The sequence below is a fragment of the Syntrophotalea carbinolica DSM 2380 genome (assembly GCF_000012885.1).
GTDB lineage: Bacteria > Desulfobacterota > Desulfuromonadia > Desulfuromonadales > Syntrophotaleaceae > Syntrophotalea > Syntrophotalea carbinolica.
The window spans coordinates 1,642,744-1,666,205 of the sequence record NC_007498.2 but is presented as its reverse complement, the minus strand read 5'-3'; the positions used below and the strand labels follow the sequence as shown (position 1 = coordinate 1,666,205).

General features: G+C 52.4%; 19 protein-coding genes and 3 tRNA genes. 1 reads left to right on the top strand and 21 read right to left on the bottom strand.

The annotated features are described in order from the left end of the window. Nucleotides 1-31: 31 nt before the first annotated feature. Together PCAR_RS07980 and murJ are read right to left on the bottom strand one after the other, a co-directional pair. Nucleotides 32-106, bottom strand: a tRNA-Val gene (locus PCAR_RS07980). Nucleotides 107-258: 152 nt separating this feature from the next. After that, the gene (gene murJ / locus PCAR_RS07975; protein WP_011341146.1) at nt 259-1,839 is read right to left on the bottom strand and encodes a murein biosynthesis integral membrane protein MurJ; all 1,581 of its coding nucleotides are present in this window, start codon (nt 1,837-1,839) and stop codon (nt 259-261) included. Nucleotides 1,840-2,087: 248 nt separating this feature from the next. Between murJ and rpsT the strand changes: the two genes are divergently transcribed. Beyond that, nucleotides 2,088-2,351, top strand: coding sequence for a 30S ribosomal protein S20 (gene rpsT, locus PCAR_RS07970; RefSeq protein WP_011341145.1), 264 nt, complete (start codon nt 2,088-2,090; stop codon nt 2,349-2,351). 56 nt (nt 2,352-2,407) lie between these two features. On the opposite strand, the gene holA is transcribed toward rpsT, so the two are convergent. From holA to PCAR_RS07875, 19 genes are all read right to left on the bottom strand, one after another. Continuing rightward, the gene (gene holA / locus PCAR_RS07965) at nt 2,408-3,400 is read right to left on the bottom strand and encodes a DNA polymerase III subunit delta (protein WP_011341144.1); all 993 of its coding nucleotides are present in this window, start codon (nt 3,398-3,400) and stop codon (nt 2,408-2,410) included. A gap of 23 nt (nt 3,401-3,423) precedes the next feature. Continuing rightward, on the bottom strand, nt 3,424-3,936 hold the full coding sequence (gene lptE, locus PCAR_RS07960) for an LptE family protein (RefSeq protein ID WP_011341143.1): 513 nt from the start codon (nt 3,934-3,936) through the stop codon (nt 3,424-3,426). Then, a complete protein-coding gene (gene leuS / locus PCAR_RS07955; protein ID WP_011341142.1) occupies nt 3,933-6,488 on the bottom strand; it encodes a leucine--tRNA ligase in 2,556 nt (851 codons plus the stop codon). The genes lptE and leuS overlap by 4 nt, the downstream gene beginning before the upstream one ends. 183 nt (nt 6,489-6,671) lie before the next feature. Further along, nucleotides 6,672-6,890 carry a translation initiation factor IF-1 gene (gene infA, locus PCAR_RS07950; RefSeq protein WP_011341141.1) on the bottom strand — a complete coding sequence of 73 codons (219 nt, stop codon included), beginning with the start codon at nt 6,888-6,890 and terminating at the stop codon, nt 6,672-6,674. Nucleotides 6,891-7,021: 131 nt separating this feature from the next. After that, a complete protein-coding gene (locus PCAR_RS07945; protein WP_011341140.1) occupies nt 7,022-7,417 on the bottom strand; it encodes a response regulator in 396 nt (131 codons plus the stop codon). A gap of 20 nt (nt 7,418-7,437) precedes the next feature. Continuing rightward, complete coding sequence (locus PCAR_RS07940) at nt 7,438-8,265, bottom strand: GAF domain-containing protein (protein WP_011341139.1); 828 nt, start codon at nt 8,263-8,265, stop codon at nt 7,438-7,440. A gap of 195 nt (nt 8,266-8,460) precedes the next feature. Then, nucleotides 8,461-8,832 carry a response regulator transcription factor gene (locus tag PCAR_RS07935; RefSeq protein ID WP_011341138.1) on the bottom strand — a complete coding sequence of 124 codons (372 nt, stop codon included), beginning with the start codon at nt 8,830-8,832 and terminating at the stop codon, nt 8,461-8,463. A gap of 9 nt (nt 8,833-8,841) precedes the next feature. Beyond that, nucleotides 8,842-11,382, bottom strand: a complete 2,541-nt coding sequence (locus PCAR_RS07930) for a chemotaxis protein CheA (RefSeq protein ID WP_011341137.1) — start codon at nt 11,380-11,382, stop codon at nt 8,842-8,844. Nucleotides 11,383-11,588: 206 nt separating this feature from the next. Next, on the bottom strand, nt 11,589-13,196 hold the full coding sequence (locus PCAR_RS07925; RefSeq protein ID WP_011341136.1) for a response regulator: 1,608 nt from the start codon (nt 13,194-13,196) through the stop codon (nt 11,589-11,591). A gap of 93 nt (nt 13,197-13,289) precedes the next feature. Further along, the gene (der, locus tag PCAR_RS07920) at nt 13,290-14,609 is read right to left on the bottom strand and encodes a ribosome biogenesis GTPase Der (protein ID WP_011341135.1); all 1,320 of its coding nucleotides are present in this window, start codon (nt 14,607-14,609) and stop codon (nt 13,290-13,292) included. A 162-nt stretch (nt 14,610-14,771) separates the two neighbouring features. After that, nucleotides 14,772-15,683 carry a GTPase Era gene (era, locus tag PCAR_RS07915; RefSeq protein ID WP_011341134.1) on the bottom strand — a complete coding sequence of 304 codons (912 nt, stop codon included), beginning with the start codon at nt 15,681-15,683 and terminating at the stop codon, nt 14,772-14,774. Between the two features lie 43 nt (nt 15,684-15,726). Next, on the bottom strand, nt 15,727-16,764 hold the full coding sequence (locus PCAR_RS07910) for an elongator complex protein 3 (RefSeq protein ID WP_011341133.1): 1,038 nt from the start codon (nt 16,762-16,764) through the stop codon (nt 15,727-15,729). 90 nt (nt 16,765-16,854) lie between these two features. Continuing rightward, the gene (gene rnc, locus PCAR_RS07905) at nt 16,855-17,553 is read right to left on the bottom strand and encodes a ribonuclease III (RefSeq protein ID WP_011341132.1); all 699 of its coding nucleotides are present in this window, start codon (nt 17,551-17,553) and stop codon (nt 16,855-16,857) included. Nucleotides 17,554-17,738: 185 nt separating this feature from the next. Beyond that, nucleotides 17,739-17,815, bottom strand: a tRNA-Arg gene (locus PCAR_RS07900). A gap of 7 nt (nt 17,816-17,822) precedes the next feature. Beyond that, nucleotides 17,823-17,899 (bottom strand) — tRNA-Pro (locus PCAR_RS07895). 106 nt (nt 17,900-18,005) lie between these two features. Further along, a complete protein-coding gene (ablB, locus tag PCAR_RS07890; protein WP_041531307.1) occupies nt 18,006-18,854 on the bottom strand; it encodes a putative beta-lysine N-acetyltransferase in 849 nt (282 codons plus the stop codon). Next, a complete protein-coding gene (gene ablA / locus PCAR_RS07885) occupies nt 18,847-20,151 on the bottom strand; it encodes a lysine 2,3-aminomutase (RefSeq protein WP_011341130.1) in 1,305 nt (434 codons plus the stop codon). Before ablA ends, ablB begins: the two co-directional genes overlap by 8 nt. Before the next feature lie 796 nt (nt 20,152-20,947). Then, nucleotides 20,948-21,592, bottom strand: a complete 645-nt coding sequence (locus tag PCAR_RS07880) for a response regulator transcription factor (RefSeq protein ID WP_011341128.1) — start codon at nt 21,590-21,592, stop codon at nt 20,948-20,950. Then, on the bottom strand, nt 21,585-23,282 hold the full coding sequence (locus PCAR_RS07875; RefSeq protein WP_011341127.1) for a PocR ligand-binding domain-containing protein: 1,698 nt from the start codon (nt 23,280-23,282) through the stop codon (nt 21,585-21,587). Before PCAR_RS07875 ends, PCAR_RS07880 begins: the two co-directional genes overlap by 8 nt. Between the last annotated feature and the right edge of the window lie 180 nt (nt 23,283-23,462).

The following is a 23,462-nucleotide window of genomic DNA, read 5'->3' as shown; positions in this document are numbered from 1 at the left end:
TGCCTCGTGATTGCGCGCAGTTTGTAGAATATGGTAGGCACGGGCGGGATTGAACCGCCGACCCCTACCGTGTCAAGGTAGTGCTCTCCCACTGAGCTACGTGCCTACAAATCAGCGACGGGGCAAAGTAATATCAAAACGCGGGCATGCGTGTCAACATTTTTTCCATGATAACAGTAAAAAAAATCCTGAGCCAGATAAAATTCGTCCGCATCCTCGAGCCAGAGGCCAATAAAACCTTCGCCGTCCGGACGACAATCATGTGCCCCAACCGAGCTTCCGTTTAAGCAGACTGTATGCCTGGGCCGCTTCCGGCACCCGCATGGCAACACAGCCTACGGCAAAGATCGACCCGCCGCCGGCAACGGCAAACCCGAGCAAGGCTATTTTAAACCAGAAAGATCCGGCCTGGCCCCACGATGCATGTTGCAGCACCTCGTAAACAAAACCCGCCATAACCAGGGTACCCGGCAGAATCCGCAGCATGGAACCCAGAACGTACTTCAATCCAAGCGACCCCAGCTTTTGTCGCAAGATGAACAACAACACCGAGCAATTAAAAATACTGGCAAGGGTTAAAGCACACGCCAAACCAACATGGGCATACGGTTGCATGAGCAAAACCCCCAGCCCCGCATTCACCAGCAACGTCCAAAAGGATATCCAGACCGGTGTTCTGGTATCGCCCATGGCGTAAAAACTCGGCACAACCACGCGACTTACCCCGGCAAACAACAGACCTGGCGCATAAGCGGCCAACACCACAGCCGACTGCCGGACATCTTCATAATTAAAGGCACCATGCATGAAAAACAGGCTGTAGACAGGAATCGCGCAAAGTACCAGCCCTACCGCAGCCGGCAAGGTAACCAAAGCAATCAGCACAAGAGCATAACGCAGGGAGTCCTTAAAACCCACATCGTCACCAAGCGCCACTTGACGGCTCATGGCCGGCAACACCGCCTGAGCCAGGGAAACCACAAAGATCCCCTGGGGAAACTCGAACAGTCGTTGCCCGAAATACAGATAGGATACGCTGCCTTCGGGTAAAAACGAGGCCAACAGTCGCGTCACCACAATATTGATTTGATAAATAGCCACCCCGGCGATTCCCGGCAACATCAACCGTGCAACCTGACGAACAGCCGGATGCCTGAAATGGAAATCGAACCGAAACCGATAACCGTATCTTCTCAACACGGGAATCTGTATGGCCAATTGCAACAATCCGCCAACCAACACGCCAATGGCCAGGGCGACCACTGGAGTCTGGAAATAATCCGCTAAAAAGTAGGCCGACAGAATCATGGCCAGATTCAGAAGCACCGGAGAAACGGAAGGCCAGAAATAGTGACCCAACACATTTAAAATGCCGGTGACAAGGGCGAGCAGACTTACGAAGAAGATATAGGGGAACATCAGCCGATTGAGGAAATCGGTCAGTGCGAGTTTCCCGGGAATGGCACCGAAACCGTAGCCGATCAAACGCACGATCCATGGGGATGCCAGAATGCCGCACAAGGTTACAGCGGCCATGATCAACAGCAACAGGGTCCAGCAGATATTTGCCACGCGCCTGCTCTCCGCCTCGCCCTGATCGAGATAAACCCGTGAGAAAGTCGGAACAAACGCTGCGGTAAGAGACCCTTCGGCAAAAAACCGCCGCAAAAGGTTGGGAATGGTGAAAGCCATAAAAAAGGCGTCCGCACCGAATCCGGCACCAAACATGCGGGCAACGACCATATCTCGCACCAATCCGAAGACTCGACTCAAACTGGTTGCAAACCCCATGACACCGGTCGCCCTGGTGATTTCCTTTTGTTCCCTCGTGTTGCCCATATTGTCCCAACCTGCTCCAGAAAACCCCCATGGAGGGATTATTATTTTTTAATCCCCAATCGTTCAACGCTAACATGCTGGATTTGCGTTGTTTTCGAAGAGGTTATTAATATTACCTAACTTGACTAATCCATCGACCAGTGTTATAAGTTCGCTGCAAGTTATGCATATCAACGCGCAGCCTGAATGATTACGCAACAATCGATGGCTTCGCTGGGAAAAACAAACTATCAAATCGGAGGAACACCTTGGCTAACCACAAATCCGCTCTCAAAAGAAATCGTCAAGCGGCAGTACGTAATGCACGCAATACCCATATCCGCAGCACCATGCGCAGCTTGGTAAAAATGGTGCGTGTTGCCGCAGCCAGCGGCAATCAGGAAGAGGCCAAAACGGCGCTGGACCGCGCTGTGCCTTATATCGACAAAGCCGCCACCAAAGGTGTTATTCATAAAGCGACCGCCAGCCGCAAGATTTCGCGTCTGGTAAAGCTTGTCAACACCGTGGGCTGAGAACACTTTTGAAAAGCAAAGCAAAAAGGGGCCTTCAAGGCCCCTTTTTTATTAACCTACTTCGCCGCCAATCGTAAAACCAGAGATTCAAGCACCACCGATGGCGACGATCCCGTTGATTTCAAAGCGAGATCCGTTTCCAGCAAGGCTTCAAAAATCCCCCGGAAACCATGCCCCGGGAAACGACGTGCCTGGGCAACCAAACCACTCACAAAATACGGATTGATACCGATACGACGTGCCATATCCTTTTCCGCGACACGCTGCTGCAACAGCTCATGAGCCTTCCACAGTTGACGAAAATGTCGGGTAATCATGGCCAGAATCAACAACGGCGCGATCCCTTCGGCCAGAAGCCGATGTAACAGCCTTAATGCTTCCCCCACGTCCCTTTTACCGAGAGCATCGCTCAAATCGAAAACGCTATCGACCCGACTGTCAGACACTACGGTCATGACATCGGCAACTTCCGCCACGCGCCGTCCGCCGAGGAAATTAAGCAACTTGCTTAACTCGCCATGGATTTCCTGGAGATGCGATCCGACCCTTTTGCAAAACAACGCCAGAGCCTCTTCGGTAAAATCGAATCCGAGATCTTGGGACTGGTCGGTAACGAAAGAAGGTATCTGGTTATCGTAAAGTTTTTTAAACTCGACCAATGCGCCGAATTTCTTAAAAACCTGGTAGAACTTGCGGCGCCCGTCAATTTTATTACCGGTAAAAACCAGTATGGTTTCGGGTACGGCATCGCTGAGATAAGGAATAATCTGCTCAAGTTCCGCCGCCGGCACATCCTGCGTATCGCGCACGACCACCAACCGGATGGGGCTGAAAACGGGCAACGTACGAGCCGTGTCCAAAATGGACACGGCTCGACTGTCCTTGCCATGAAAAATCTGCAGGTTGAAATCGCGTGCTTCGACGGGAATGGTCGCATCGATAATTTGACGCAGGCTGCGCTCGACAAAAAATGTCTCTTCGCCATAAAGAAACAGCAAAGCCGGCAGAGTCTTGTCGCGTATCCGCTTCTTTAATTCCCCAGGCGTCACGGCCCCACCCTTTCGAGTCCCGGTCAAAAATCGTCCGCCATGCGAGCATAGAGCTCATCCGCCAGACGCTGCGCGATGACCTCAACGGCTGCCGACTCGCGATCATCCTCAAGGGACTTGTCGGCATTGGCCGCGTAATCCTCGGTCCAGCTCGAGCGCCCCTTCCAGAGAATCTGGGCGGTGTCGGCATGTCGCAAGGCAACCTCTACGGTCAAACGCGAACGATATTCGGCGATATTGTCGTTACCATTGTATGACAGGGATTTATTGCTATATCCCACAATGTTTCCGGTTAAAATCGCATCGGCCCTGTCCGGTTTGCCCACCAGTTCAACTCCCGGACTCCTTACCAGTCGATCGATCAAGGCATTGGATACGGCATTTTCCAAAAAAGGCTCATAAGTGCCGTTATGCAGGATACCGACATACACATAGCGGACCCCGCCCGGCAGCGCCGCGTCTTTATCCTGCAGATGATAGCCGCAGCCCCAAAGGCTCAATGCCAGCAATAGGACGATCAGTACACGCGCTGTCATGATACGACGATGTTCACCAGACGGCCGGGAACCACAACCACTTTTCGCACTGTTTTACCCTCCAGAAAACGAACCACGTTATCTGCCTTCAAAGCCGCCTGCTGCACCGTGTCGTTATCGGCATCGGCTGCAATGGTCAGCTTTCCGCGAACCTTACCGTTAACCTGCACAACAATCGTTTTTTCATCTTCGACCAACGCCTCTTCGTCCCAGGCAGGCCAGCCGGCAGCTTCGAGACCGCCCTCATGACCGAGGCAGGCCCACAGTTCTTCACAAACATGCGGAACAAAAGGCGCAAGCAATCTTACCGTAGCTTCCAGTGCTTCGCGCATGACACCGGGATATTGAGCTTTGGCCTCGAAACCATAGATGGCATTGACCAGCTCCATGACTGAGGCGATAGCCGTATTGAAGTGAAAGCGACCATCGATATCCCCGGTAACCTTCTTGATGGTCGCGTGCACCTGGCGGCGTAAATTCCGGGCTGCACCATCGACCGAGGCCGGTACAGCCACCCCGGAAATCATCTCCAGATTATCATATACCGCCCGCCAGACGCGGTGCAGGAAGCGGTAACATCCTTCGACGCCCTGTTCGTTCCACTCCAGATCTTTTTCCGGCGGTGCGGCAAACAAGGAGAAAAGACGTGCCGTATCGGCCCCATAGCTGAGGATAAGTTTATCCGGATCGACAACATTTTTCTTGGATTTACTCATTTTCTCGTTGCGACCGGTTTGAGCGGTGGCACCGCACAAAACACACTTGCCTTCGACCACCTGCTCAGGGAAAAGCCATCCATGCTCCGGACACGACGCCGTCTCCATGCAGACCATCCCCTGGGTAAGGAGATTTTTAAAAGGTTCGTCATGCGCCATCATGCCCAGATCGCGCATCACCTTGGTAAAGAAACGTGCGTAGAGCAGATGCATGACAGCATGCTCGATTCCACCAATGTACTGATCGACAGGCAGCCAATGGTCGACAGTGGCGCGATCCACCGGACCCTGTTCGAAACGCGGACATGTGTAACGGGCAAAATACCAGGAACTTTCCACGAAAGTATCGAAGGTATCCGTTTCCCGGCGGGCATCCCCACCACAGGTAGGACAGGTAACCTTTAAAAATTCCTGATGGCGTGCCAGGGGGCTGCCGCCTTCACCGCTGATCTCGACATCCATCGGCAGCAAGACGGGCAAATCCTCTTCAGGCACGGGAACGATGCCGCAGGCAGGACAATATATGATAGGTATTGGCGTCCCCCAGTAACGCTGCCGTGAGACGCCCCAATCGCGCAAACGATAATTAACGGTCTTGCGACCTACGCCCTGCTCTTCGAGATGAGCAGCGATTTTTTCCTTGGCACTCTCGTTATCCAAACCGTCGAAAGGTGCGGAGTTGACCAGCACCCCCGGCGCAGTCCAGGCCTCGGTCATGGTCGCCGGATCGAGGGTTTGATCTTCGGGCTGAATGACCACGATCATGGGAATATCATATTTGCGGGCAAAATCGAAATCCCTCTGATCGTGCGTGGGAACGGCCATGACAGCACCGGTTCCGTAATCCATCAGGACAAAATTGGCCAGGTAAATGGGGATACGTCGTCCGTTGACAGGATTGATCCCATAGGAGCCGGTAAAAACCCCTTCTTTGACGAAATCATCGCTGGTACGTTTCGCCTTATCCTGAGTACGCACCCTGGCAATGAAGGCCTCAACCTCGGCCTTACATTCAGCGCTCACCAATTCCATGGCCAGGGGGTGCTCCGCCGCAAGGCTCATGAAAGTCGCACCGTACAGTGTATCCTGACGGGTGGTAAACACCTTGATCTTGAGATCGGAATCGGCCACCGGGAAGTCTATCTCGCAACCGGTAGAGCGACCGATCCAGTTGCGCTGCATGGTCAACACAGGTTCGGGCCACCCGCTCAGCTTGCTGGTATCGTCCAGCAATTCCTGGGCGTAATCGGTAATTTTGAAAAACCACTGCTCAAGCTCTTTTTGCTCGACAACGGTGCCGCAGCGCCAGCATGCATCATTTTCTACCTGCTCATTGGCCAGTACCGTCTGACACTCGGAACACCAGTTGACAAAGGAGCTTTTTTTATAAGCCAGTCCCTTCTCAAGCATTTTGAGAAAGATTAACTGCTCCCAGCGATAATATTCAGGATGGCAGGTGGCCACTTCACGGTCCCAGTCGTAGGAGAACCCCATCTTCTTAAGCTGGGCGCGCATATTGTCGATATTTTCGTAGGTCCACTTGCCGGGATGGGTTTTATGTTGAATGGCCGCATTTTCAGCCGGCATGCCAAACGCGTCCCAGCCCATGGGGTGTAATACGTTATACCCCTGCAAACGCTTGAACCGGGCGACCACATCGCCAATGGAGTAATTGCGGACATGGCCCATGTGAATGCGCCCAGAAGGGTAAGGAAACATCTCCAGCAGATAATACTTCTCTCGGGCATCCTTCTCCTTCGCCTTGAAGGTCCGATCCTGCTCCCAACGTTTCTGCCATTTACCTTCAATGCCACCAGCGTCGTAACGCTCTTCCATAAAAACCCTCCGCATCCACACGGATACCGATATAAACAGCAAAACCGGCCAACGCCGGTATCGATGATTCACGAAAATTACGAAGCCAGTCCATTCCAAACATAGCGTATGATCTCAGGAATAAACTGGCCGCATGCAATTCACATATTGCTCACTGCACCCCAAACATTCGCCAACGCTTGATTACTTTTCGCGATAAGTAATGCGTCCACGCGTCAGATCATAGGGGGACAATTCCACGGTCACCCTGTCGCCGGGCAGGATGCGGATATAAAACTTTCGCATCTTGCCTGAAATATGGGCCAAAATGGTGTGACCGTTGTCAAGTTTGACGCGGAACATGGCATTGGGAAGCGGCTCAACAACCTTCCCTTCGACTTCAATGGCTTCTTCTTTTGCCAACGCAACCTCCTCGCAATATTAAGCTAGCGTTATCAGTGAATAATTTGGATCAGACAAACAGCTCTATTTAACATGACCGGCCCGGGCATTGTCAACCCTTTGGCCGCGTCCGGAACGACACTCTTCGGCTTTCAGCTCTCTGCAATGTCTGTAGACAAACCCAGCAGACGCGAGGCTATCTCGACAACATTTCCGGCCTGCACCGGTTTGGTTATATACTCGGTCGCACCCAACGCCATGGCACGATCTCGATCCTCCTCAGCTCCTTCCGTAGTCACCATGACGACGGGAATATCCTTGGTACGCCGATCCCCGCGAAGCATGCGAACCAATTTCAATCCGTCCATGCCGGGCATGTTGACATCCGAAAAAATCAGAGAAAGGTTCTTGTTGGCGATGATCTTCAAAGCCTCCAGTCCATCGCTGGCTTCCATCACAACGATGCCGGGCAAACGGCGCAAAGACATGACCAACAGTTGCCGCATAATGGATGAATCTTCCACTACCAGAACATTGTAACCAGACATGGGTGCATACCTCCCTGATATTACTTGGTCAACAGATCCAGGAAACCCTGAATGGTTGTAAGTTTACGCTCCGATTCCGAATAGAGTTTGGAGGCGAAAATGGCCGTAGCGGCATGACCTGCAAGGAGTGTAAATAATTCGTAATCGATATCGGCAAAATGGCGCTTCTGCAGAAAAAGTTTATATACCGCCAGAACGCCGATAACCCGCTCTTTTATCTTCAGTGGGATACAGGCCAGCGGAGCATCGGATGTTGAAGAACCACCGTCCAGGCTTTGCGCAAAAAAACTCTCCCCGCTGAGGGCAACAACTCCCAGAGGCCCCTCCCCTAAAGAATAAACAGGCAACCTATTTACAGCCACACCTTCGCCGGCCACGGCTTGGAGGGTTTTGGAATTTTCGTCCAGCAGGAATATGGCAAACTCTTCTCCGCCGATAAGATTGATAATAATCTCAGAAATCGTCTTCAATACATCGCGAAAATCGAGAGTCGAATGCAATTGATAGGTGGCAATATACAGATTGGCCAGGCTGTTGTTTTCGGCCTCTATTTCCACATAGCGGTTGGCAAAATCGATATTTTCAGATTCAACACGTTCAATGCGCTGCAAAATACCCTGTTTTTCCCGCTCGAGTTCAGCAACTTGGGCCTTAAGACTTTCGACCTCGCGCATTGCTTGGCCGGCGCAACCGGACAAACGGCTCTGTTCCTCCTGCTGCACCAGTTGAAAACGCAGCTTTTCGTTTTCACGCAACAATTGCTGCGTGAATTCGGCGCCTTTTTTGAAAACGTGCAAAAACTCTTCGGCACGTTGCGTAACTTTACTCTGATCCTCTTTCTGACTCATGCTCTCCCCCAGCAGCAACGCAAGGTCGTTGTCATCTATATGCAATGCAACAGGCACCGACCTGCAGATCGATGCCAACCGCCCCACGCGCGGTATGGCACTCCACATTCTCCATACGGCTGCCCCGGTTACGTATTTCCCAAAAATTCATGACATCGAACGGAACCCACAGAAACGGTCTTCCTTGAAAACACCTCAGGGCAAAAAGCGCTGGATGGTCTCGATAACCATAGCGGATTTAAACGGTTTGGTAATATACCAGTCGGCGCCGACTTCCTGCCCACGGGAGAAGTCGTCCTGACATTTTTTGGCGGTGAGCATGATGACAGGTATATGACAGGTCTCTTCTGTCACCTTGATGATCCGGCAAACTTCAAACCCATCGATCTCGGGAAGCATAATGTCAAGCAGAACCAGATCGGGTTTTTCCGAAGCCATGGCTTCCAAAGCCGCCTTGCCATTGGACACCCCCTTGACATCGTACCCCTTGGAGGTCAACAGAATACTCTCCAACCGAAGGAGACTCTCCTCATCTTCGACAATCAGGATTTTTTTCCGGGTCACCATTCCACTCCTTTACACAACGGTGCGAAAATCGAGCATTGCAGCGAGATCCAGCACACTGATTTCACGTCCATCCCGGCAGACCGACCGAGACAAAAACAAACAGTCATGGGCAGGATGGTGCTCCTGCATACCGATTTTGCCCTCTTCGGTGACATGAAAAATCTGCCCAAGGCGCTCGACCATGACGGCAACGGTCCGATCTCCATAACGAGACACAATAACTGTCCCGCAACATTCCTCCCGGGCATGGGCGGCCCCGATCCTAAAACCGGCATCGAGCACCGGAACAATATGATCACGCCATATGAGGATACCGGCAATAAAAGAAGAGACATGCGGCACCGTAATCCAATCCGCGTCCTCTATTATCTCCACAACGTCTGTGATGTCCAGTGCATATTCATGCCCCTCCAGAAAAAAGGAGAGGAAATCGCTGGATCCGGTTGCCGAGGTCATCGGCTCCGCCCCGGATTCAGCTACCGTATTCGGCGAAGAACCTTCGCCGATACCGGCGACTGGTGGGGCGTTCTCGCCCGCAGCCAGCTTAGCCCGGCAAGTACCGGCAACGCGCGTAGGAGCACAGGACTTTTCTGCAGGCAACTGCTGACGGCCCGCCTCCCGGATCAGATGCCCGAGATCCAGCAACAACACCGGCCCGGTATCGATCAATTCCGCTACGGCCGAAAATCCGGGCACCGGTTTCAACAATTCGTCAAAAGGTCGGATCACCGATTCGCGACGCCCCCCCAGACCATCGACAATAATACCGGCCTGACGATCGCCGAGCCCTATAACCACCAAATAGGCGGGCCCGTTATGCGATCCGGCGGATGCGCGCAGATGTCGTCGCAGATCGAACAGTGGAAGCGATGTCTCAAGCCCCGGCATACCGTCAGGCACGCGGGATTGTCCACCGTCCTCTTCAAAAGGTTCTACATAGCGTACGCCCTCAAGGGCCATGGCGTACATCCTGTCCGCAATGTTGACAACCAAAACGGGCATGATCGTTTTGTGCACGGGCAACGTCAAGGACACCCTGGTTCCTTCTCCGAACCGCGAGTCGATAGCTGCCAGGCCGCCAAGAGCTTCCATTTGGCTGCGTACCACATCCATACCCACGCCACGCCCGGATAATTCAGTCGCTTTTCCACGCGTTGAAAAACCCGGCTGGAAAAGCAGGTCGTACAATTCCTGATCCGAATAATCGGCGCCATCGTTAATCAGGCCCAGATCGCAGCCTTTGGAACGCACATCCTGCAATTTGATGCCTCGACCGTCATCACGCACTTCGATAACGATCTGACCTCCCCGCCGACCGGCCTCAAGCACAATCCGACCTTCACGACTTTTGCCGGCGGCGATGCGCTGTTCGGGAGACTCGATACCGTGATCAATGGCATTACGCACCAGATGCAGCAACGGATCATGTAATTGTTCCAACACGTTACGATCGAGAGGCACCTCGTCGCCGCGCATATCCAGGCGCACTTCGTTACCGGAACGCCTTGAGGCATTCCGCACCACCCGTGTCATGCGTTGGAACAGAAAGCGTATCGGCATCATACGCGCATCGTTGAGCGATCTTTGAAGCCGCAACAGGCCGCGCTCGAGTTCCTGAAATGATCGTTCGACAAGCTCTTTGGAGCCGTCCTCCCCATTTTTTGCGACCTGCTGATAAAACCGTTTAAGTTGCGCCTGCTCAAGCACCAGGTTTTTGGCTATCTCCAGCAGTTCGTCGAGGCGGCCCTTATCGACACGTATCACCTGAGATGTTCCACTGTTTGCCGGTTGCACCGACGACGCATCAGAACTTGAATTCATGGCTCCGCGCAAATTGACGGCACGCACTCTTAGCCGATACTCAGCCGGAAAATGACCGGCCGTACTTTCAGGCAAAGCACCGCAAAACAACAGGTGAAAATCAACCGCATCAGCGGTTCCGAGCCCAGCCGGCATAGTGGCGATAAGCTCCCCATGAATCCGCAGTAATTGCTCGAACTCAGCCAGTAAAGATTGAAAGGACTCCAGAGGCAGACAACAACTGATCAAAAAAACAGGTTTACTCCGCTCAAGACACCATTGCAGCCGATAGCACTCAAAACCGGTAAGGGATTTGAACAGATCCGGATCGAGGGTTGTTGAAGAAGGGGAAAGCGTCGATGAAACCTCTGAACTTTTATCCAGCAGTCCCACGAGGGATAAAATAAACCGGTCACACCGTTTGATCGCATCCGGACGCTGATGTACCAGCCCGCCCAAGAGCATGACCGATTCCGAAAGGGCTTCAAGGAAGGAATCGCCGAGTTGCATACGCCCCATGCGGAACGCATCGAGAAAAGTCTCCAGAAGATGAGACAGCCTGCTCGCCTGATCCAGGCCGACTGCCGCACAGAGCCCTTTCAAGGTATGCAACCTGCGGAAAAGCCGATGGACAAGATCCGCAACGGCAGAGGGATCGCCATGCTGCTGTAACAATTCGGCCAAATCGCCACGAACAGCTTCGAGAAGGTCCTCGGCTTCGCTGACAAACTCAAGATCGGGATCCAACAACCAGCCCCCCTACAAACCAAGAACCAAGATACCTACCGTCTGCGAAGCTGCTTGAACACGCAGATTCGGCTACACACGGCATACCGCGCCGGTTAAAAGAGAAAAATTCTTGTTCGACAACAGTCAGATCTCAAGTTTATCAGCCAGGAAGGTGGTCCGGCAGCAGCAGGGACATCAGGGACAAACCACATATCGTGGATGAACCACTAACCACCGTGCGAACCAAGAAGCCTGCCTTCAAGGAGCGCTTTCTCCATGGCCATACCCGCTTGGGAGAGAAAGATTTCCAGCGCTTCCGTATTGCCCACCGAGGTATGATCCGGCAGATTATCGCCGTACAGAATGGCGACCACACGGCCCTCGCTGAAAATAGGCCCTAGAAAGACCTCCTTGGGCACCTCGCCCCCAAGAGCGACGCACAAGGATTCATCTTCACGGCCATCACCAAAACGGGTCCGTACAGGACGTGGATTGCCAAGCAATCGGCTTAATATCGAATCGCCGTCACGGGGAATGACAATATTTCGAATAGCCTCATCCGTTTCCCCTTCCTGCAACGTCACACCGAACTGACCGAGACCGACGATATTATCCTCTTTGACAGAGAAAATAACCGCCCGATTCATCACTTCGCTGGCAAAACGCAGCACCAGCAGAATGATACCTCCACCCAGCGCAGGATTATTCAACTCCTCGAGCATCCCCCGAAGCAGATGCAAGCCGGGAGAATTCCGATACGGCTTGGAGGCTTCGGTTTCAGGAAGCGACTTCTGTTGTCCGGATGCAGACTGTTGCCCCTCCTCCGGCAGAATGGCAACGGGCGCATCAACGACATTAAGTGCGGCAAACATGACCTGACTGAAATGATCCATGGCCCGACTCTGGCCGATTTCACCCATATCGGAAGATTGCGGCTTGGAAAAAATTTCCGGTAAGCCCAATGCCCAGACTTTACTTTCCGCATCGGAACAGCAGTGATCCGACAAGGGCAGCACGCGCATATCCGGATAGGCATGACAAACCTTTTCCAGCAATTCAAGCCCACCGAGCATGCCTACACCATCCAAACGAGGCATGACAAGGTCGATGACCGCGATCGGACAAATCCCTTCCATACGCGCTTTTTTAAGACTGATCCAAAAATCCGCTGCCGTCTCGAATAATTGGACGGTCATGCCTCTCCGCGTAAGATAGGCGCCCAATTCCTGTCGCAAACAGGGATCATCATCGACAATCCATACGGGTGCGGTGAACGTCTGTTTCGAGCCATGCTCATCGAAAACCCCACTGTTGCCCGCGCTTGCGGAAACATCGGCAGCCCGGTCCGGCGAGCCTGGCTGCGCCTGGAGGCCGTCCATCAGACCTTTACCGAGCAACAGATGCGTGTTTTCGCCGGGTGGAGGCAAAATACCATCATCCTCGCACAGATCGAAACTGAACGCGCCTTCCGTCCAGGAGGTCAATTCCTGCATGAACCGGTGGGCGACCTGGCGACTTACGTTCTCCACAAGATCCTGCGAAACACCGTAGCGACGCACAAGAATCGTCGCCAGGCAAGGTGCATCATCATCGCTAAGCGCTGCAACAGCCCGGTCGATGACGACCGGATCTACAGCAGATTGGCGTTGCAACTCGGCAATCAACGCCGGCAACACATACTCGGACGATAAACGGACAACCTCTCCATGCCAAAAAGCTATCGTCCACTGCTGATCGCGACCGCATACAGTCAACTGTCCGGATTTACGACTTAGATGGATGATCTTAAGGATGTCATCCAAGCTGAGATCTGCCAGTTGGCCGACCAAACTCATGGATCCCGCCTCTCTTGAATTTTATCGCCGCCCCATCGGTCTCAGTCACCAGGGCAGTCTTTCTAACGCGAAACAACATCGGAACCGACAAACTCACTCACGTGCATTGCGATCCTTGAATTTCAACCGAATGGGACACCCGGAAAACCCGAATGCTTCGCGCAATTTATTGGAAAGATAACGTTCATAGGAAAAATGAACTCCGGTAGCACGATTGCCGAAAACCACAAACGAAGGGGGCCGCACACCGGTTTGCGTCATATAGTAAAATTTCAGCCGCTTACCTTGAACCATCGGCGGGGCATGGGAGAGCACGGCCTCTTCAAGGACCCTGTTCAGCACCCCGGTCGGCACCTGGCGATTGAATTCGATGGCAACCTTTTCCACCTCGGCCATAATCTTGGAAACACGCTGGCCGCTCAAGGCGGATACAAATATAATCGGCGCAAACGGGAGAAACTTAAATGCATGCCGAACTTTTTCGGTATATTGCTTCATGGTTCCATGGTCTTTGGTCACCAAATCCCATTTATTTACCACCAGCAACACCGCCCGGCCACGTTCCAGAGCATACCCGGCAACCGTCAGGTCCTGTTCGGTAACACCTTCTTCGGCATCGATCACCACCAACACCACATGGGCCCGTTCCATGGCTTTGAGCGACTGGATGACGCTGTATTTTTCCAGCTTTTGCTGCACCCGCCCCTTACGCCGGATACCAGCGGTATCGATCAATACGTAGCTCTTTTTGTTGTAGACAAAAGGCGTGTCGATACTGTCGCGCGTGGTACCGGCGGTCGGATTGGCGACCAGCCTTTCGACGCCGATCATGCGATTGATAAGGGACGACTTGCCGACATTGGGGCGTCCGATAACGGCAAGACGCGTCTCCTCACAACTGCGGGCATCGAGTTTTGCCGGTGCCGGCAGTGCGGCAAGTACGGCCGCCATCAAATCGTCCATGCCTCGGCCATGCTCGGCAGAAACGGTATAAAGCTGATCTACACCCAACGCATAGAATTCGCTGGCAGCCGCCTCATGCGAATCCCCATCCACCTTGTTGACGACATACAGAACCGGCTTGCCACTGCGACGCAACATACCAGCGACCTCATCGTCCGACGGCGTCAGGCCCTCCTTGGCATCCACCACAAACAGGATGACGTCAGCCTCCTCAACGGCCAGTTCAGACTGCTCACGCATCTGTTTCAACAGCCGATTTTGACTGGCGGGCTCGAAGCCCCCCGTATCGATAAGCACGAACGGCGTCCCGTAGCGGGTCACCTGGGCATAGTTCCTGTCGCGTGTGACACCGGGATAATCCTCGACAATGGCGCGCCGCGTACCGAGAATGCGGTTAAAAAGTGTGGATTTGCCGACATTCGGCCGGCCAACTATTGCAACAACTGACATGAGTAAACCTGCAAGGTTGTAGATGTTTAGATCAGCATGATGACGGATCCCCTCCCGAACCGGTTCATAGCATCAGGATGGGAGTCCGACCGTTTATATGGCTCGAAAACCTTCGACGAACCGCGCACAAGGCGCCGCCCTCGAGGCATCGACCAATGACGCTTACTCGAAACCGAAACGCTTGAGTTGCCGGCGTTCTTCGGTCCAGTTTTTTTCGACCTTGACCAGCAGATCCAAAAACACCCGGGTTCCCAACATACGTTCAATGTCGTAGCGCGCCGCTTTTCCAATGGATTTGATCTTTTCCCCGCCACGACCAAGCACGATCTTTTTATGCCCTTCCCGCGACACATAAATGCATGCTTCGATCACCACCAGGTTCTTTTCGGGTTTCTCCTCGAAATGATCCACCTCGACCGCAACACCATGAGGAATCTCCTGGTGGGTCTGTTTGAGGATCTGTTCGCGAATCATTTCCGCAACAATAAACCGCTCGGGCAGATCGGTCACCATATCTTCCGCATAATAACGCGGTCCCTCGGGAAGATATTTAACCAGCGACGAAACCAGCTGCTCGGTCCCCTCCCCCGTCAGGGCGGAGACAGGTATGATTTCGCTGAATGCATACTTGCCGGTGTAAGCCTCGATCAGAGGCAGCAACTCGGGGCGATGGATCAGATCGACCTTGTTAATGACCAGAATCACCGGAACGTTGCTGCGACTCACCTGTTCCAGCACATAATCGTCACCTCCGCCCAAACGATCATTGGCCTCGACCAGCATGAGCACCACGTCAACATCGCCGCAGGTACTCAAAGCCTGATCTACCATGTAACGGTTGAGCATGCCTTTGGCCTTGTGCACCCCCGGCGTATCGAGAAACAGTACCTGGGCATCAGGCTGGTTGTAGATACCGAGAATGCGATTGCGCGTCGTCTGCGGCTTATTCGAAGTGATGGCGATTTTCTGCCCCAGGACAGAATTGAGCAAGGTCGATTTACCGACATTTGGCCGCCCGATAATGGCAACAAAACCTGATCGAAATGGCTTTTCGGACCGATTTTCAGTATTCAAAGTATTTTGTACTCCCTGTAAAAACTGCCGGCAGCAGCTGCCGTCAGCCGACAGTTATGGATAAAGGCTGCAAATAACAGGCCTTTGACATCATATCGTAGTTATGGCCCTTCACCACAAAGTTTTGGCGGGCCGGAGCGCCTTTAGCGACGATTTCAAAAGAACCGAAACGTCGCTTCAAATAGTCGATATTCGACCTACGGTGACCAAGAGCGTCACTCAGGTCCGCAAAAGCTACATCCACCTGCCGTTCCCCGGTCTGGGAAGCCACGGATTCCAGAGCCCGGCGCCAGATTCGGGATCGAACCAATTGGCCGAAGGCCGGATGATAAGGACCTGCAACAACAGCATCTCCGGTATCCAGTTCGACGGATGCCTGCAGGCCGATTCGAATAACCGGCATACCGACCCTGTGGCAATGCCACATCAGTTCGGCACACAGTTCAACGGCCTCCTCAAGGGTCCACGGTATGTACTCACCTTGCCGCCAGAGTATCTCGAGATCCGTCCCGGCTATCACCACGGTCGGATAGATCCGCAAAAAATCCGGTCTCAGATCCAGGGCACAGGCAAGAGAATAACGGGCCTCTTCCAAACTGCCGCCTGGCAACCCCGGCATCAACTGCAATCCGATCCGGATACCTGCATCGCGCAACAATCCGACAGCATCCCGGGCGGCCTGCGGCCCATGACCGCGCGCCGCCTTTTCAAGAACACGCGCTGAAAACGATTGGCAGCCAAGCTCAACAGTCGTAACCCCCAGAGCAGCAAGACGGGCCACCACATCAAAACCGCAGGCATCCGGTCGCGTCGAAATACGGACCCCGGAAACCCTCCCGGCGGCTATATAAGGCGAAACACACCTCAGATATTCCAGCTGCAAGGAAGCATCGAGCAGCGTAAAGCTGCCGCCGTAAAAAGCCACCTCACCGTCACCGCACAAAGGCAACATGCTATCGAGTTGTTGAGATACCTGCGCAGGGGCGGGAGCGGAAACGACACCGCTTATACGATGTTGCTCGCAAAATACACAACGATGCTTGCAACCTTGATGAGGAATAAAAAAGGGATAAACAGTCATATGCCAAGGTCCCGATTCTGCATCAGGCGACGCCGGGCCAGCGCAGCATCAGCGCCTTTCCGGAAATCGCCAAAGGCAGCATCAACGGGCTCACTCTTCCAGATACTCCAACGCCTGTTTGGCTGCTGCCTGTTCAGCGGACTTTTTACTGCGCCCCTGCCCCTGGCCGATACAGGAACCCCGGAAATGCGCCTCGACCGAGTAGGAACGCTGATGGGGCGGCCCGTCCGCATGAATCAGAACGTACTGGGGGACATCTCCGAACCTTGCCTGCAGGCGTTCCTGCAAGCGGGTTTTGTAATCCACACCTGTCTTGCGACGTGCGGCACGCTGAATATGGGGAATGAACAAGGCCTCGATGACCCGCCGAACACTGTCAAAACCGCCGTCACAAAAAACAGCACCAAGCAATGCTTCCATGGTATTGGCCAGCAAGCTGCTTTTTTGCCGACCGCCGCTGCGCTCTTCCCCTTTGCCGAGACGCATATAATCACCCAGACAGATCGCTTTACCGATAACCGTCAGACCTTTTTCGCTGACGACTTCTGAGCGAATACGGGTTAATTCTCCTTCGGGCAGGTGGGGAAAAGTACGGAAAATGTAGTGGCTGACAACCACCCCCAACACCGCGTCACCGAGGAATTCGAGTCTTTCGTTGTCAGGCTCGGTCCGGTCGTTCTGTTCGTTGCTGAAAGATTTATGTGTCAAAGCTTCCAGCAAAAGAGCCTGGTTATCAAACACATAATCAATGGTATCTTCCAACAACGCGGCACTTTTAGCTTCGAGCAAAACTCCCCTCCGATGACGTCATGCCGATCGACAAAACAAGCGAACCAGCAGTATAACCAAAATCATGCAACGACCGCAATGCTTGCGACAATCCACACCGCGCGGCACTACCGATGCTCTTGCTTTTGCAAGTATGCCACAAAAAAACAAAAGGGCTGGCCATATATGCCAACCCTCGGAGTCTCTGGCGCGCCAGGAAGGACTCGAACCCTCGACCCTGTGATTAGAAGTCACATGCTCTATCCAGCTGAGCTACTGGCGCAAAAAAATGGTCGGGGAGACAGGATTCGAACCTGCGACATCGAGTTCCCAAAACTCGCGCGCTACCAAGCTGCGCCACTCCCCGACAAGAACGAATCTTCTAACACGAGCCGCTCCATTTTGCAACCCAAAAGACTCGACATTCCTTTTTAACAGCCTATCGGCGAAATTCCACTGACGGCATATCCGATTCAAGGAAGCGGCTTGTACCAGACGTTCATGCTCTCCAATCGGCCACAGATCTGGGTATTGTTACGCAAAGTACCACCAAATCGATAACCGGCCCGAGCAAAGGTTATATTCATACCGTAGGAATAGGCCCTGGCGATGGTAAAAGCCGTCCGTATACCATCACCCTTTATTTCCTGCTCCATAAAAGCCAGCAGAGCCTGCGCAAACCCATTCCCCCGGCAAGAGGGCAAGGTGGCAAAATCGGTCATTTCGGCATGCCCGGCAGTCCGATCCATTTCCGCGGAGGCCAGAGCCACCAGACGACCTTCATGCCAGACGCCAAAATAGCGCACATGATCGCGCATCGTCTCGAGCAGGTAGGCAGGATCATGAATGGGGAACGGGTAACTGGCGAACACCTCCCGGTAAACCGCCGCTGCGGCCTCAACATCCGACTCGATCAGGGAACGAAGGACATAACCTTCCGGCAACGAAGGGCACGTTTCATTTTGCCTGCCAGCCCTACCTTTAGCATGGGCTTTGGCCAGCACATCCTTCACCAGATCAGCGTGGGACTCAATGTTACGCTCGGGCTGCAGAAACTTCCCCAGCATCACTCCCTCTTCCTGCCCATGGTACAGCTGAGGAATGCGCGCTTCCGCCAGATAACCCCGATTCAAAAAAAACGAACTGGCGCTTACGGGAACCTTGGCAAAGATCTTGGTATATCCATGCCGCGCCGCCAGATCGTCAAGTTTATCGACAATTCCGGGACAATCTCGGGAAGCAAGCTTCATGAGATAAATGCGTTCACTGTTGGAGCCATGTTGTATCAGGGAGTCGCCGATCCGCTCCATCCGATCAGTCATCTCCCCGCCTCTCCATGCGCTCGTTGTCCTCCGGTGTCAAGGAGATGGTATCATCGTGATCCGACAACAACTTGACGAGACCGGTCGCCTCGCATTCTTCCGCGCCCTTGAGCTTAAGCTGAAGATGACAATCGGAGCAATGACGATCACAAAAAATCGGCTCGTAACTATGAGGCTCCTGATAGGTGGTGATGACCCCTTCGTAATTTCGCAAAATCACTTTATTGGTCGACAACGAAACCAGGTAATTCGGATTCAGCGGGATCTTACCACCGCCGCCCGGCGCATCGACAACATACGTCGGAATGGCAAAACCGCTGGTATGACCGATAAGGCTCTCCATGATTTCGATGCCTTTCCCGACCGGTGTACGAAAGTGCATCAGACCTTCGGAAAGATCGCACTGGTACAGGTAATAGGGACGCACACGGTTATCGACCAGACGATGCATCAGTTCCTTGATGATACGGGGACAATCGTTCACACCGGCCAGCAACACGGTCTGGTTGCCCAGGGGAATTCCGGCATCCGCCAGTTTGCGCAAAGCCGCCCGCGCCGAGGACGTAAGCTCGCGGGGATGATTGAAATGGGTATTGACCCACACCGGGTGATGTTTGCGCAACATGTCGACCAGGTCATCGGTAATGCGATAGGGCAGGACAACCGGCATCCGGGTACCGATACGTATGACCTGAACATGGGGAATATTTCGCAATGCCGTCAGAATCCAGTCCAGATACTCATCCGAAAGCATCAGCGGATCGCCACCGGACAGCAATACGTCGCGGATCTGGGGATTCTCGGCGATATATTCAAGACCCTGCTTGATTTCTTCCCGTCCGGGGATGGAATCCTGATCGCCAACTTTTCGCTTGCGCGTGCAATGGCGGCAGTACATGGCGCACAGATTGCTCACGTGAAACAGGACACGATCCGGATAACGATGGGTAATCCCGGGCACCGGACTGTCCTTGTCTTCCGCAAGGGGGTCGGCCATTTCGCGAGGGTCCACCTCCAACTCATGGGGGGACGGAAATGACTGAATAAAAACGGGGTCGTTTTGATAATCTTCGGGATCAATAAGGGATGCGTAATATGGAGTGATGGAGAGTGGGAATTTTTCGAGTGTTAACGCAACGTTTTCACGAAATTTAGGGTCAAGCTTGATACCCGTTATACGTTCGAATGTATCGATATCTTGAATAGCATGCTTAGCATGCCATTTCCAGTCCTCCCAATGATTTGTAAATGTATCTTTGCCACCGAATTTTTTAGCTATCTTCCTCTGATTCTGCAATAAAATTGTTCTTCTCCTTTCCTGGTTAAAATGCGGGTTAACGTAACATGCCCCTGACAAATCTGTCAAATCGACTAAAAAATTGCTTTAATTTTATCCATATTTTTCTGATATCACGGATGCAATCCGCACAAATTTTTAGTAAAATTATCGGCGTATTTTTGAATCAAGAACAATAATTAAAATAACAAAAACTGTAAATTATATTTATAGCCGCTATTATGATTGGTCGAACTACAAGACATCAAAAACTAACAGATTTTGTAAATAATCATAATCAAAAGTAAACGACAATAAATTCAACCGTAAAATACGTATTAAACCGACGGATCATAATCGGATAAAAGGATACATATTTATGCTACACGGAGCCTTGCCACCGACATCCCCCAAATGTACATGGCCACAAAATAGCGAAAATCAAAAAATATTCAAAATGGCACAGACGATGTTGAAACAAAGGAAAAGCACAGAAAAGTGCTATTTGTGTAGCGGGAAGAGATATGATCAGGGGAAAATATCAGACAGGAGTGAATGGGGCGGCAATAATCGGATTACGCGAAATTACGGAGCATTTTTACTCCCACAGATTACGATATTTAACTTCACCTATTATAACGTAACTACATGAATAATATGATTTTTACCACATGCAAGACAGTTCATCCAGCAATGAAAATGCGTTCGAAACCCAACACCCAACACTTTAGGGTTTTTAGGATGCAATCGCACCGCCTACCCCTGGCAGCAACACTACAAGCCCAGCATCAGGTGACGACGGTTCCGATACAAGCCTTTAAATGATATTTTTCTTACGGGCAACCGCCACAGCCTCCATGCGATTACCGACTTCAAGCTTTTTAAAAATCCTTTGTACATGGGTTTTGATCGTTTCGATACTGACGAATTGAATCTGGGCAATTTCGTTGTTGGTTTTTCCCTCGGCAATATGTTTCAGCACCTTGATTTCGGTTTTGGTCAGATTGTGCTCCGCCCCGCCGTCATCCTGCCGTTGACGCCATTTCACCGCGAGGTTCAACAGATAGGGGGAATGGCTTTCCCGACCTGCGGCAAAATCTTCGATAATCTTGATCAGTTCATCGATCTTGGTATTTTTGGCCACATACCCGTTGGCCCCTTCCATCATGGCCTCCTGAATATATTCCTTTTTGGTATAGGTGGACAAAACGATGATTCTCATGTCCGGCAGGGTTTTACGCAACACGCGGATAGCTTCAATACCTGACAGTCCCGGCATATCGACATCCATAAGTACGACATCCGGCGGATTTTGATTGATGGCATTGACCGCATCAAACCCGTTGTCGGCTTCGCCTATGATTTTGATGTTCTGCTTCGATTCAAGATACATGCTCAGACCGATCCTCAAAATAGGATGGTCATCGGCAATAAAAACAGTAATCGATTGTGCCTCACTCATGCTCATCCCCCCTCGGAACGATGTACTGCTGCCCGGTTGAAACAGGAATACGAAAGCGGAAACGCCCCCCCGTAACCTCTTCACCTTCATCATTGACATAAGGCGACTCCACCCAAATCCTGCCGCCATGAGCCTCGACAACCATCTTGCTGAAAGTTAACCCCAGCCCCACTCCGCGACGTTCATCTCTGTTGCGGATGCTGGTGGTATAAAACTTTTCGAAAATAAGCGCCTGCTTCTCCTTATCGATCCCCTTGCCCTGATCATCGATGGTCACCAGGATATAATCCCCCTGCTCATCGCTGGAAAGTTGCTCCGCCTTGACAACGATTTCACCGCCTAACGGACTGAAACGAACGGCATTTTCCAGCAAGTTCACGCAGGTGCGCTGCAAACGGCTCCAGTCCGCCAACATCCGCACACCGGCCCTGCCGGGTTGAAAGCGTATGCGTATTTTCTTGTCATCGGCGGAGAAACCGACATGTTGAATACTTTCGACCAGAGTGGCATCCATGTCCCCAGGCATCTGACACAGATTCAGACCCGTGCATTCGTCCAGAAAAATATCGAGAAAATTCGAAACCATCCCCGAGAGTTTGTGCGTCGAATTCAGCGCCAGAGCCACCATCTCGTCGCCTCGATGGTTCAGGGAACCGAGATGGCCGTCCAGCATCAATTCCAGCACCCTCTGAGTGGACAGAATCGGATTGCCCATGTCGTGGGTGAGCATGCCGATCAGGTCCTCCTTCATTTTTTCGACCTTTTTTTCCTGGGTAACGTCGCGCAGCACAGTGACATACCCCATAGCTTCCCGTTTACTGAGAAAGATCTCCCGGAATGAAGCCTGGGCATAGAATATCTGGCCATTGGGCCGGAAAACTTCAAATACCGGAGGCATTTCAGAAGCGGCGTGTTGCTTCTTACAGGTCAGATGTTCGCGAAAATCCTCGGGGCGGGCGAAGAATTCAAAAATCGGCTGACCGACAATGGATGAGGACTCACGTCCGAACATTTTTATGGCGGCTTTGTTGATCAACGTCACGGTGCCGTCAAGATCGGTGGAGATAATCGCCTCCGAAACGCTGTTGATGATGTTATGCAGATTTTTTTGGTAGGCCTTCTTGGACAGGTATTTCTGGATCGCCAGCGAACTGATGGTTTTGGCGATGGTACACATCAAATTTACGGCGGACTGCAACCGCTCGTAACTCATCACGGGCACTTCATGCAAGGCCTTGAGATATCCGGCTACATCCTCAATGCCGATCCTCCTGGCCGCATCGACGGCTTTGTCCACGGCGATGGGCTTGGTCAGCACCTGCCCCATGACCAGCGTCGCGACATGATAGCCTTCGACGATAATCGGCGTTGCGCTGTCCATAAGCCCGGCATTCAGGCATTTATAAATGAAGGGTTTTCCTATCTTCTTGCTCTCTTCGCCACCGAACCGGTCGCTGGCATAGCACTTTGCCCGGCCTATGGGTGTCGAACGACAATATTCTTTACATACTCGGGAGAAATTATGTTCCCTGGTGATCGGCTGTCCGTCCAGGTCGACCAGAACCGAGGCGACGCGTGTTGCCTTGGTAAAGTCCCGTACTATTTCCTCGAGAACATCTTTTTCTATCAGATCAAGGATTTTTATCTGCTGACTGGCCACACCCTCTCCTTCGATCATCAATGAGTTCATCGGGCTGTTTCGCCCACTCCGTAAACATCTCCAGTAAGAGTATTTTTCTCCTTAATTAATAACACGAGCACCGATTTGCCCCAAAGGGAAATTGCGTTTACGGCAAAGGGTGACACCTTAAATCACTACTTCGGGGGACAAATGATGCATTTTTGTGGCGTTCGGCAGGGGGGTGAGATT

Excerpts from the sequence above, each read along its gene's own strand:
- murJ (WP_011341146.1), bottom strand. The coding sequence starts at position 1,839 with ATGGGCAACACGAGGGAACAAAAGGAAATCACCAGGGCGACCGGTGTC.
- lptE (WP_011341143.1), bottom strand. The coding sequence starts at position 3,936 with ATGACAGCGCGTGTACTGATCGTCCTATTGCTGGCATTGAGCCTTTGG.
- leuS (WP_011341142.1), bottom strand. The coding sequence starts at position 6,488 with ATGGAAGAGCGTTACGACGCTGGTGGCATTGAAGGTAAATGGCAGAAA.
- PCAR_RS07945 (WP_011341140.1), bottom strand. The coding sequence starts at position 7,417 with ATGTCTGGTTACAATGTTCTGGTAGTGGAAGATTCATCCATTATGCGG.
- PCAR_RS07940 (WP_011341139.1), bottom strand. The coding sequence starts at position 8,265 with ATGAGTCAGAAAGAGGATCAGAGTAAAGTTACGCAACGTGCCGAAGAG.
- PCAR_RS07935 (WP_011341138.1), bottom strand. The coding sequence starts at position 8,832 with ATGGTGACCCGGAAAAAAATCCTGATTGTCGAAGATGAGGAGAGTCTC.
- PCAR_RS07925 (WP_011341136.1), bottom strand. The coding sequence starts at position 13,196 with ATGAGTTTGGTCGGCCAACTGGCAGATCTCAGCTTGGATGACATCCTT.
- der (WP_011341135.1), bottom strand. The coding sequence starts at position 14,609 with ATGTCAGTTGTTGCAATAGTTGGCCGGCCGAATGTCGGCAAATCCACA.
- PCAR_RS07910 (WP_011341133.1), bottom strand. The coding sequence starts at position 16,764 with ATGACTGTTTATCCCTTTTTTATTCCTCATCAAGGTTGCAAGCATCGT.
- ablB (WP_041531307.1), bottom strand. The coding sequence starts at position 18,854 with ATGACTGATCGGATGGAGCGGATCGGCGACTCCCTGATACAACATGGC.
- PCAR_RS07880 (WP_011341128.1), bottom strand. The coding sequence starts at position 21,592 with ATGAGTGAGGCACAATCGATTACTGTTTTTATTGCCGATGACCATCCT.
- PCAR_RS07875 (WP_011341127.1), bottom strand. The coding sequence starts at position 23,282 with ATGAACTCATTGATGATCGAAGGAGAGGGTGTGGCCAGTCAGCAGATA.